Source organism: Rhodohalobacter sp. 614A (assembly GCF_021462415.1).
Taxonomy (GTDB): Bacteria; Bacteroidota; Rhodothermia; order Balneolales; family Balneolaceae; genus Rhodohalobacter.
Genome location: NZ_JAKEDS010000001.1, coordinates 1377612 through 1389584, shown reverse-complemented (window position 1 = coordinate 1389584; position 11973 = coordinate 1377612). Strand labels below are relative to the sequence as shown.

Annotated in this window: 12 protein-coding genes; 1 reads left to right on the top strand and 11 read right to left on the bottom strand. The window is 41.7% G+C overall.

Annotation, left to right across the window (positions count from 1 at the left end; translation table 11 throughout):
* Window positions 1-51 precede the first annotated feature (51 nt).
* Entirely contained in the window at window positions 52-807 is a 756-nt protein-coding gene (locus L0B18_RS05540) for a porin family protein (protein ID WP_234569370.1), read from the top strand.
* A gap of 83 nt (window positions 808-890) precedes the next feature.
* Here the strand turns inward: L0B18_RS05540 and L0B18_RS05535 are convergent, their stop codons facing one another.
* The 11 genes from L0B18_RS05535 to L0B18_RS05485 form a co-directional block, all read right to left on the bottom strand.
* A complete protein-coding gene (locus L0B18_RS05535) occupies window positions 891-2180 on the bottom strand; it encodes a Gfo/Idh/MocA family protein (protein ID WP_234569369.1) in 1290 nt (429 codons plus the stop codon).
* 130 nt (window positions 2181-2310) lie between these two features.
* Window positions 2311-3012, bottom strand: coding sequence for an AAA family ATPase (locus L0B18_RS05530; RefSeq protein ID WP_234569367.1), 702 nt, complete (start codon window positions 3010-3012; stop codon window positions 2311-2313).
* A gap of 139 nt (window positions 3013-3151) precedes the next feature.
* Window positions 3152-4027: a DUF4249 family protein gene (locus tag L0B18_RS05525; protein WP_234569365.1), complete on the bottom strand. Its 876-nt coding sequence runs from the start codon at window positions 4025-4027 to the stop codon at window positions 3152-3154.
* A 4-nt stretch (window positions 4028-4031) separates the two neighbouring features.
* Window positions 4032-6287 carry a TonB-dependent receptor gene (locus tag L0B18_RS05520; RefSeq protein WP_234569364.1) on the bottom strand — a complete coding sequence of 752 codons (2256 nt, stop codon included), beginning with the start codon at window positions 6285-6287 and terminating at the stop codon, window positions 4032-4034.
* Window positions 6288-6473: 186 nt separating this feature from the next.
* Window positions 6474-7049 (bottom strand): flavodoxin family protein, encoded by a 576-nt coding sequence (locus tag L0B18_RS05515; protein ID WP_234569362.1) that lies wholly within the window; start codon window positions 7047-7049, stop codon window positions 6474-6476.
* 14 nt (window positions 7050-7063) lie between these two features.
* Window positions 7064-7438 (bottom strand): rhodanese-like domain-containing protein, encoded by a 375-nt coding sequence (locus tag L0B18_RS05510; protein WP_234569360.1) that lies wholly within the window; start codon window positions 7436-7438, stop codon window positions 7064-7066.
* A 60-nt stretch (window positions 7439-7498) separates the two neighbouring features.
* Entirely contained in the window at window positions 7499-9205 is a 1707-nt protein-coding gene (gene recN, locus L0B18_RS05505) for a DNA repair protein RecN (protein ID WP_234569345.1), read from the bottom strand.
* Window positions 9206-9272: 67 nt separating this feature from the next.
* A complete protein-coding gene (locus L0B18_RS05500; protein WP_234569344.1) occupies window positions 9273-9626 on the bottom strand; it encodes a four helix bundle protein in 354 nt (117 codons plus the stop codon).
* A gap of 30 nt (window positions 9627-9656) precedes the next feature.
* A complete protein-coding gene (locus tag L0B18_RS05495) occupies window positions 9657-11132 on the bottom strand; it encodes a lipopolysaccharide biosynthesis protein (RefSeq protein ID WP_234569341.1) in 1476 nt (491 codons plus the stop codon).
* A 3-nt stretch (window positions 11133-11135) separates the two neighbouring features.
* A complete protein-coding gene (locus L0B18_RS05490; protein ID WP_234569328.1) occupies window positions 11136-11570 on the bottom strand; it encodes a type II 3-dehydroquinate dehydratase in 435 nt (144 codons plus the stop codon).
* On the bottom strand, window positions 11567-11965 hold the full coding sequence (locus L0B18_RS05485) for an HIT family protein (protein ID WP_234569325.1): 399 nt from the start codon (window positions 11963-11965) through the stop codon (window positions 11567-11569). The genes L0B18_RS05490 and L0B18_RS05485 overlap by 4 nt, the downstream gene beginning before the upstream one ends.
* Between the last annotated feature and the right edge of the window lie 8 nt (window positions 11966-11973).

Here is an 11973-nt window from a genome sequence, read left to right as displayed (position 1 = left end):
CCGGAGATCTCATAAGAATATTCAACCCTGTTCGATAAACCTTTTTTACATATGAATATCCAAACGAAACTTTCGAAAAAGCCGGGATTATCTATTTCTATAGTTTGTATGCTAATCATTATTCTGGGGATGATTTCGTCTCCGGAAACCGTTGCTGCCCAATCAGAAACGGAAGATGTAATTTATTTGACAAATGGTAGTATTCTGCGAGGAGAAATTCTTGAAATCAATAACAAGACGGTTAAAATTGAAACGGCTGGGCGCAATGTGTTTGTCGTGCAAATGAATGAAGTGGATGAGATTACCAAAGAAGAAATACCTGTAATCAGATACTATAAAATGTCGGGTTATATCAATACATCCGGGATTGAATTGATCTCAGGTGATGACGACCTTACTCCCTTGTTCTATACTATGAACGGATACCAGTTCAACCCTCGCTTTGCTGCAGGAATTGGTGTTGGATACATCCCCTATCGCGATCCGCTGGATTTGATACCAGTTTATCTTCAGTTAAATTTAAACCTGATTAAGGCCAACAGTGCTCCGTTTCTCTTTCTGAAAACGGGCTATAATTTCAGTATTGCAAGCAAAAACATTCATCTCATTGAAAGTCACAGTGGTGGCTGGATGATCAATCCCGGCATGGGAATTCAGTTTAATACCAGCAGTGGTTTTCGATGGCAGATCAATATCAGCTATAATGTGAACAACGCTTCATTTAAAGAAGAAGAGTTCAATGACACAAATATTGAGACGGAGCTTACGTACCGGCGTGTGGCTTTTGGAATCGGCTTCTCATTTTAAAAATCTTCTTTCCTGCACATAAAAAAACAGTCACCGGCAATAATCGTCGGTGACTGTTTTGTCATCATACCAAACCGATAATATTAAACTTCGTATCCTTCTCTGTATTCTTTGTCCAGGTAGCTGTTTGCCTCGTCATCATCAAAGCGTTCGGCTTCGGGATCCCATTTGAGGTCACGATTTACCCAATAGGCAATATTCGCGATGTTGCAAATTGAAGCAGACCGATGCCCAACCTCGGGCGGACAAATCGTTTCTTTATGCTCGCGAATTCCATCAATCCAGTTTGCGTAGTGATTATCGCTGTGATACAATCTTTCGTCTGAAGATTTCATCCTGGCTGATGCGATATTAGCCGGGTTGGTTTGGAGAAACTCTCGGGAAACCTGCATGGTTCCTTCTGTTCCATGAAACTCAACACCATGTCCCCTTCCAAATTCATAGTGTTCCATTTCAATTCCGTTGGCATAGATCATTTTAAGACCGCGTTTTGGAACCGGTGTTTTTGGAGCAATGAGTTCAACCGGACCTGTATCATCCATTCCCAAAGCCCATTGCGCAATATCAAACATATGTGCACCCCAATCACACAAGGTACCTCCGCCATATTCTTTGAAGTCTCTCCATCGTGGCCAGCCTGTATCTTCAACAGGCGGAGCAACGATAGAATTAAATACATTCATCGGGGCCGGACCAATCCAGCGATCCCAATCCAGGCCTTCAGGCTTTGTTTCTTCTTCAAGATCATAAGGAATTGCAGGATCCGTAACACTCACAACCACTTTTTTGATCTCGCCCAAATATCCATTCCGAACCAGTTCACAGGCATGGCGAAAAGATTCCCACGAACGCTGCATGCTTCCTGTCTGTAAAATGACGTCATTTGCCTCAACAGCATTTACCAGTTTCCTTCCTTCCACAACGGTATGTGTAAGTGGTTTTTCGCAGTAAATATGTTTGCCGGCGTTGGCCGCATCAATCGATGCTTTGGCATGCCAGTGATCGGGAGTGGCTACAACAATCGCATCGATATCATCCCGCATCAGCATGTCTTCATAATTGTGGTATGTTTGAAATCCAGTCCAGGAATTCTGACCGGTTTTTTCTTTATAATGATTTTCCACCAGCGCTTGAAAAGCATCTCCCTTCGCTTTGTATACATCCGAAGCAGCAACGATATCTACATTTTCTAAAGCCAGCATCCCGTTTGCAAGAGTGGGGCTGAGCCTTCCTGTTCCGATGAACCCGATGGAAATTTTATCACTTGGAGCAACTCCTTTCTTTCCCAGAACAGAAGCGGGGACAATCGATAATCCTGCAGCAGCCATTAGTGAAGAGCTAATAAACTGTTTTCTTGAAATTTGATTATTCATGATATGGGTGGTTTCTTAGCAGTTTTGGTTATGGTCTCTTTCATTTACATCAAATTATAAACTTAGTCAAATCCAAGTGCCTTCTTGATGCAGCGATGATACAGCCTACCCCTTCATGAATGAAAAACAGTCAGTTAATGATTTCGAGTTGAAAGCCGCTTTTTTGTTCATAAGCTTCAATCACAATCGACATCATATCCTGCAGGCTGAATGTAGCGGAGTTTATAAGTAGGTCGTAGTTGGATGCGTTCGATACATCACTTTTGAAATGGTACCGAACAAATTCCGCTCTTTCTTCATCGGTTTTACGAATAATTGCAAGCGCGTCTTCTTTACTGATGCCTTCCCTGCTTGCATAATCAGCCGCTCTTCGTTCAACGGGAGAAACAATCCTCAAATGGAAAGAATGTGGATTCTTGCAGATATAATTGGCACCCCTCCCCACAATAATGGCGTTTCCGTGATACTCGATTGTTCGGATCAACCTATTCAGCGTCCGAAGATAATTGACGTTGGTATTCACATTCTTCATGAATCCAACAACCACATCTTCAATCAATACCCTTCGGCTTTCATCCAGCGATTTCAGGTATTTTTGATTGCTTCCAAGTTTATCAGCAATGGCTTGAAGTATGTCTCTGTCCCATACCTTAAAGCCAATTTTCTCTCCCATCAGGGCTGCCAGCGCCGCACCTCTTGCACCGAATTCCCTCGAAATGGTAATCACCGGAAATTGTTTGCCCTGTGGAGCAATGATTTTATTCTTAAACGAACTTTCCAGTTCCCACGACTTAATCTGTTCATCAATGATTTTATGCAGAATCTTGGCCATAACTCCCCTCCTTTTATTCGCTCCCTTTCCAGAAAAGTACGACCCATTTTTAAATATTAGATGTGGACAAAAGAAAAAGAACAATTTTTTCTGCTGAAATCTCTCGCAATCTCAGCTACACGTTTATCAACAGAAATGTCTATGGAGTAATTTCAACCCGCTTTGTAACTCTTGCAAGGCTACCGAAAATACCAATACCGCCGGTTACATTATATTTCACATTTTGAACGCTTGTTGATCCTAAAGTTGTGCCAGCCGTAATGTCGTCAGAAGAACGCATGTAGTCATAAATATTGTCATCTATGGCACTGATTGAAACATCGTTTTGGCCATAAAAAGCAAAAAGAGACCAGGGAATTTCCATAGATAAGTTGCCGCTTGAATCTCTTTTATACTTATTCTCGTTCGTAATTTCTGAAGAGTTGATATAGTAACTGTTAATCCAGCTGCCCTTGTCTTTGACAAGATCTTTGTAATAAGGAGTTAAGTTTTCTTCAACAGTTTCAACTGCTTCCGCCGTAAACATATAGTACGAAGACCGATTGTAATAACTGCTTGGAGTGGCAGAAATGGAAATTTTCGAATTGCTCTGATAGACATAGGCACCCTCTATCTCATTAGCAATCGTAAATGTATCGGGAACAAATGTTTTCGCTTCAACGAGGCTTCCGTCCGTCATCGTAACGGTTAGTTGATACCATCTTTTAGGTTTTACCAATACCTCAGTTTCCGGCAAATACTGACCTGATTTAGTGTGAAAAAAAACATATTTCTCATCAATTGAACCATCCGCTTTCAACAGAGAAATTTCCACGGTTGCATTTGGAATGGCAATACGGTTCTTGTTAAATTTTGCACCAATGGGTAAGGTTTTTGTAACCATTACTTGTGGCAGGTTTTCATCAGCGATAAGGTAAGATTCAATCGCATATGTCTCTTCAAACTGCTCTACCTCGTAGAGATCACATCCGTATAAAATGACAAGAAAAAATATAGATAACAGTGCTTTCTTCATCTGTCTAAAAATTTACCGTATATGACAAACTTGGAAGCACCGGAAGCAATTTAACCGCCTCTCTTTGATTCGGGCCTGTCTTGTTTAAATCATAGTTATAGAACCAGATGTTGCGTCTTGAATAAACATTAATAACCTGGAACTGAAATTTTGAACTGCCCAAGCCAAGAAATGAGCCCACTCTGGTAAAACCAATGTCGAGTCGGTGATATGCAGGCATTCGTGCTGCATTGAATTCTCCATTTATTACCTGGTGTTTTCCTCTTCCGGCAAAGGGTGATTCAAAAGAAAAAGTTCTGCCGAGAGGCTGGGTGTAAGGTTGGCCACTTGTATAACGAAATACAGTAGAAGCCGACCATTTGGAATTGATTTTATATGAAGCAACGATACTAAAATCGTGGTTTCTATCGAAATTCGGGGCAAAAAATTCTCCCCAGTCCTGAGAGTTTTCATCATAAAATCTTCTTCGCGTGATACTAAACGAATAGCCAACAAACCCCGTTAGCTTGCCCAGGTTGCCTTTGAATAATAGTTCAGAACCGTAAGCAAATCCCTCTCCGTATCTGAATATTTCTTGATAGGGAATCCCTGAACGATCCGGTAAATACGGGTCCGGTTCGAACAGATTGGACATCGTTCGATAATAAAATTCCACATCCACATTATAATTCTCCGATGGCTGTAATTTCGCTCCCACACCGTATTGGTCTCCCACCGCAGGTTGCATATTCTGGCCGGCTGAATACCACACATCGAGCCCGCTCAAATTATCATTCGTAGCCATCGTCAAATATTGACTGAATCTTCCATAGGCGGCCTGTAAACGAAGTACTGAAGACGGGATATATTCAAATGAGATTCTCGGCTCCAGCAACAAATGCTCTGTGCCGTACATATGCTGAATTCGCAATCCCGGAGAAAACTTAACCTTTCGGGATACGTTCCAATCATCCTGAATATAGAATGCATGCGAATGGGTCTGAATATCAGTCTCAAAGACAGGATTTTGGTCGTATTCCTCCAGCAATTGTAAGTTCTGCAATTGTAGTGAATAGCCAAACGAAATCTCATGAGTTTCACCGGGAAGGTATTCGAAATCCATTTTCAGGGTTCGGTCAAAAATCTCATTCTCTTTTTCCGATAAAGTAGAAGCAACATCAAAAGACGGCTGACTAAAATAGCGTGAACCGATAAAGTGAACTTCACCAAAAAAAGTGCCAGAAAAATTATGCTGCCATGTACCACTGATGGTTTGGTTTCCATAATCCGTACGGATGCCGGCATCTTTGGCAAAAGGAAAACGGAGATGATCTACCCCGGAATAAATGGATAGTGATAAATGGTTGTTTGCATTAGGCTTAAGATAAACCTTGCTATTGAGGTCCCAGAAATAGAACTTTTCGGGGATATCCTCATATGAATCACGAAGTATTCCCAACACCGGATCAATGGTAGACCTTCGAAGAGCGACCATAATCCCACCTTTTCGATCCCAAAATGGTGTTTCAACTGCAGCACTTGCGGCAAGCATTCCAACAGAAACTTCTCCCCCAACTTTCTCATTATTCGTTTCTCTGTTCTGCAGGGAAAGAACCGAACCCAGACGCCCTCCATATTTAGCAGGATAGTTGCCTTTAAAAAGATTCGCATCTGTTATCACAGAAGGATTAAACGTGGAGTAAAATCCAAAAAAATGTGATGGGTTATAAACCGGAGCATGATCAAATAAAATCAGAGTTTGGTCCGGACTTCCTCCCCGAATATAAAGGCCGCTGGAAAGCTCGGAACTACTTTTCACCCCCGGCAATAACTGTAATGACCTAAAAATATCATCTTCAAATAGCGACGGTAAATTATTAATAAAGGAAGGATCCACATGAGCAACACCTATATCGTGTTTGGTCTGTTCATGTTTTAATGATTTTACCGTTACCTCCCCGAGCTGGTATGCCTTTGGTTTCAACTGGATATGAAGTTCAAGATCATCGCCCTCATTAAATGTCAACTGTTGACTGAAATCCTCATATCCTACATATGAAGCAGTAATTAGATATGCACCGGGAGGAATATTTGTGATCTGAAAAAAACCTTCGGAGTTGGTAGACACACCTTTACTTAGCTGGATAATACCAGTAGTTGCAGCAAGCAATACATCACCTGAGTTACTATCTGTAATGTATCCTCGTATAGAAGCATTAGTTTGTGCCTGAAGAGTATTCGCTAATACGAATATAAATAGACAAGTAAGAACGTGTTTCATACCAAGTAGTTGACATGAAAGATATCATGACCTGTCCTCCACTCAAATTAGAGTTTTCTAAGATCTCTGATTCGATTCAATACCTGCTACTGGTATGCTAAGTCTCTAACTCTCCTTCGTTTATTTATTCTTTTTACTAAAAAGTTCGCTTCATTTTCAAGCATTAGATAGGGGAAAAAGTACAATTTATTCTTTGCTGAAATTTGTTGAAATCTCAGCCACCCGTTTGCCTAAAAGCCTCCCTTTTTGTAGAAACTGATCGGATATATCTTCTGTTGAATTTGCCGTAAACGGCGGTTCAGATGTAATAGCGGAAGCACCAAATGGTTGTGTCCAGTCCGGGCCTCCCACAATAATCATCCCGAAAACCAGCATGCTCTGGATCATATTCATTTGAACAATTTCTTCGCCGGCAGATATTCCTCCTCCCGTCACAAATACCGCTCCTATCTTATTCTTTAGCGGCTCATCTTCAAAGGGCAAGGATGCAATAAAACGCTGAACTTCAGCAGATACATTCGCATTATGAACCGGACTTCCGATGATAATGGCGTCAGCTTCCAACAAGTCTGATTCTCTCGTTTCGGCCGTTGTCAAAATTTTTACAGATACTCCTTCAACAGAGTTTGCGCCTTCAGCAACCGCCTGTGCCATTTTCTCTGTATTACCGGTTTCGCTGTGGTAGGTAATCAGTACCGAGGTTTGAGCGATGACGGTTGACGCCATCAACAAAAAATTGAAAAAGAGCAGGCAGATTTTCATCCAGAGAAAACCATTTAGTCTTCAGTCGGAAATTGTTTTTCTGTCCATTCACGCCAACCGCCGGCCATAGATTTCACATTGGTATAACCCATCTTTTGCAGGTTGTCTGCAGCCAGTGCCGAGCGATAACCTCCGCCGCAATAAAGCACCAACTCTCGGTCATATTCATCAATTTCATCTTCAATATCGCGTTCAATAACTCCTTTACTCAGGTGTATAGCCTTTGGCAGATGACCGTCTTCAAATTCGTGAGCTTCACGGGTATCAATCACTGTAAAATTTTCCTTCCTAACCAATTTTTGAGCCACTTCATCCGCAGATATTTCCGGAATTCGTGTCAGGGCATCATCAACAAGAGCAACAAATTTTTCAGAATGATTCTTCGACATATTTTTTAATTAAAGTGAATAGAAAAGTTGTTTACTGGTTACTGCTAATTTCAACTGAAATCAGTTTCTCATCCCGCCACGGTCTATCAATTCGCGGGCACTGGTAAGAGCCGATTCGGTAATCTGCTCCCCACTCATCAAACTCGCAACTTCGCGGATATGTTCCTCATCAGAAAGCGGAAGAATTTTGGTAACCGTCCGATCATCCTCTTCTACTTTCTGCACTTTGTAATGTTTATGCGCCTGGCTTGCAATTTGTGGTTGATGTGTAATTGCTACAATCTGGCACATTTCGGAAAGACCCCGCATCACACGGCCTACTTTTTCGGATATTTCGCCGCTGATTCCCGTATCAATTTCATCGAAAATCATAACCGGCAGTTTTTGCTCTCGCGCCAAAATAGATTTGAGTGATAACATCACGCGGCTTACTTCCCCGCCGGATGCTATCGTGGCTAATGGCTTGGGATCTTCACCTTTATTTGTGGAGATAAAAAAGCGCACATCATCGCAGCCATCTTCATTACAATCCACTTTTTGTCCGTCGATATCAATCCAGCCTTTTCCCAAAAATCTCCAGGCAACCTCCACTTTAAATTGTCCGTGTTGGATGCCCAGATTTTTCAGGGAAAGTACAATATCGTCTGAAAGATATCGGCCAATAGCCTCTCTTTCCTCATGAAGGTCTACAGCTTTTTCCTTCAGAATATGAGCCTGATCCTCAATTTTCTTCTCAATCCGTTCAATCTCTACATCAAAATTTTCGGCAACATTCAATTCCGATTTGATTTCATTCAGATAAGAAATCAGATCCGGAATGGATCTCTGGTATTTTTTCTGAAGTCGATTAAGTTCAGACTGACGCTGGCGAAGCTTCTCCAACCTCTGCGGATTAAATTCAATCCGATCACGATACCGTTCAGCAAATTGAATGGTCTCCTGGATACTGATTCTCGCCGTTGTTACCTCCTGGAGATACGTTCCAAATTCCGGTTCAATCCGTGCCATATCTTCCAGGTTCAGTTTGATGGTATTCAGCATGTCCATCAGGCTCACTTCATCGCCATTGCCGATCTCAGTAATTGCTGATGCCTTCTGGTCCAGATCTTCGGCATTGTCCAAAAGATTCATTTCAGCTTCAAGCTCCTCCTCTTCATGGGGATCCAGTTCAGCCGTTTCCAATTCTTTTACCTGGAATTTGTAGAGCTCGGTTTTGTCTTTAAGCTCCCGTTCTTTTTTCCTGAGATCCCGCAATTGCTTTTGCAAATCCTGCATGGACCGGTATTCTTTTTGATAGGATTCTAACACCGGCTCAATGGAATCAAACTGATCAATCACGCCTTGATGGTGTTCTTCTTTCAACAAAAGCTGATGATCGTATTGGCCATGCAGATCCACAAGCTGATCCCCCACCTGCTTTAAGACAGAAATATTTACCGGCGTATCATTAATAAACGCACGGCTACCATGTTGCCGAATCTCCCGCCGAAGAATGAGTTCTTCGCTATAATCAATGGATTGCTCTTCAAGCAGATTTTTTAAATAATCATTCTTCCCTACGTAAATAAATGCTTCAGAAATGGCCTTGTCTGCCCCTTTTCTGATGACATCCGTATCGGCACGCTCGCCCAAAATCATGTGCAGTGCGCCGATAATAATTGATTTACCCGCGCCGGTTTGTCCCGTGAGTACATTGAGTCCCGGCTGAAATTGAACATCCAGTTCATCAATCAGCGCAAAATCTTTAATGTGGAGAGATTTGATCATTTTGGGAATGTTGAATTTGGAATTTTTGAATGTTGAATGAATTTAATTCAAAACTTAACATTCAAAATTACTTCAGTGACTCAGAAGTTGTTTTTACAATTGATGTCAAAATAGAATTTATCTCGTTGATATCAGAAAAATATTGATCGGGAACTTCAACTAAATTACTCGCTTTCACAAGCCTCAACCAATAATTTGTCTCTCTCCCTTCTTTGGAAGCAATACTCATTTTATGCATAAAATCTTTCTTGGAATAAGCGGCAATTCCTTCTTCAACATTTGCGCCAATACTTGTTCCTGCCCTCAGTAGCTGTCTCGAAATTTCAAACTCTTTTCTTGCTTTCAATTCTTTACATAACCCAATAATGTCGAGCGCGAATTTAAAACTCTTCTCCTGAATTACATTTCCTGATCTCGTCATGGCTCTCACGAGCCATTAAAAATTCAACATTCAAAATTCATCATTTCTATCTGTAAGAACCCATAAATACAATCCCATTACAGAAATTCCTGAAATAAATATCAATTCTTTTGAGATGAGCCATCCTGTTCCAAGCCAGCCTGAGATTGTTGGCTCACCCAGAACCAGTGCTGCAAAAAATACCATTAAACCGAAACTTTCTCTCAATCGATAAGGCACATGCATAATTTTCCGGCTGAAGTATCCAAGCGTAAGTGCCATAGAACCATAACTCATCAAAGTGGCAACAGCCGAACCAATCATCCCGAAATGTGGAATAAGTGCAAGGTTAGCAACGATTGTAATCGCGGCGCCCATCAATGTAATTTTATACAACACTTTGGTTTTTTCTTTGATAAATACACCGGACGAAAAGTTGATATACCAGCCATGAAACCAATATGCCAGCAAGAGATAAGGTACAATTTCCAACCCGAGCCAGTAATCGCTGCCGATTAAAGTAGCATTGAGAACAGGAATTCGAATTGCAACAATCTGCTCTTTAAAAAGGGCAACCGCCAGAAACAGGATTGCGGAAGCAGCATTATACCAGATAAACGCCTGCCCAAATACTTTTGGAGACTCCTCGTCTTTCGCGTGTCGCATAAAAAACGGCTGCCACGCCATCCGGTACATCTGGACAAGAAGAAGCATAAAAACCGCAAGTTTGTAACACGCATTATAAATCCCAACAATATCTTCGGGAGTGATGTTGGCTCCGTACAACTCCGTTGCAACGGCAGGATCCATATTGTTCAGGAAAAAGCGGTCCAGTACTTCATTGATGGCAAATCCGATTCCTGCGGGTACAAATGGCCATCCGAATTGAATGACTTTTTTCATCCACTCCCCATTCCAGGTGCCTTTGAACAAATCTGCTGTGAATACCCAAACCATTAACGTAACAAACATTGAAGCGGAAAGATTAGCAATAAAGACCGCTTCAATTCCATAATTCAACCCTAAAATCAGGTAAAAATTAAGCGAAAGGTTGATGATGACATGCACAAATTTTAATACCGCAAAAGGAATGGTTTTTCGTACCAGCCTCAGCTCAGCCAGCGGCACAATTCCAAGCGTATCAAACCAAACAATTCCCAGCATTAAGATAAAAATGCCCGAGCTTTCAGGACCTAAGTTAAACTGGTGCAGCAGCCACGGCATCATCAGCCAAAGTAACAGACAAAGAAGTGTAGCAAATCCAAGCAGACTGAGCTGAATGGTCTTAAAAATATCAGCAGCTTCCTCTCGATATTCAGCATATCGCAGGTAAGCGGATTCCATTCCAAAGGTAAAAACCACATTCAAAAATGTAATTGCTGCATAAACCAGCCCAACAGTCCCATAAAGTGCAGTGGAAAAAACATCGGTGTAGAACGGAACCAGCAGATAATTGATAAATCGTGCCAGCACATTACTGACACCATAAATCAACGAATCGGAAAAAAGTTCTTTGAGTTTTCGCACCGTTTATTTTTTCGAAATGAGTTGCAGAGCGGCCTGCACGCCGAGCACATAGCTGTTGATTCCAAATCCGGTAATAATTCCATTCATCGCTTTGCCGGTTATGGACCGTTCACGAAACTCTTCCCGGGCATGAATGTTGGAAATATGCACTTCCACTTTTGGCACGGAAATAAGTTCCAGGGCGTCATGAATGGCAACGGATGAATGCGTAAACCCGCCCCAATTCGCAACCACAGCGTCTATCGTTCCGGTTCGTACGGATTGAATGGCATCGATCAAATCTCCCTCGTGGTTACTCTGCACAAAAATAAAATCATGATCGGGATAGGATTGGCTCAACAGATCTTCTACATCGTTGAGCGTTTCAGTACCGTAAACGGCTTCATCCCGCTTTCCGAGTAAATTCAGGTTGGGTCCGTTTAAAATCAAAATTCTCATAACCGAACCTCATCAGCAATGGATTTCGCCAGTACTTCCATTTTCTCTTTTGATACTTCAACCTTGTTTCTGAGCGATACGTTTTGACTCTCCTCATAGATGGGAACAAGATGCACGTGCGCATGCGGTACTTCCAACCCTTCCAGGATAACACCTGTACGGATGGGTTTTAAGGCACGATCAATGGCAAAAGCGATCTTTTTAGCAAAAATTACGGTTTGTGCAAGATCCTCATCAGAAAGATCAAATATATAATCTGTTTCTTTCTTCGGAACCACCAGCGTATGTCCTTCGGCTATGGGATTGATATCAAGAAAAGCGAAATGCGTATCATTTTCTGCCACCTTGTAGCATGGAATCTCGCCGCGAATAATTTTTGTAAAAATGGTTGCCATATTAATAA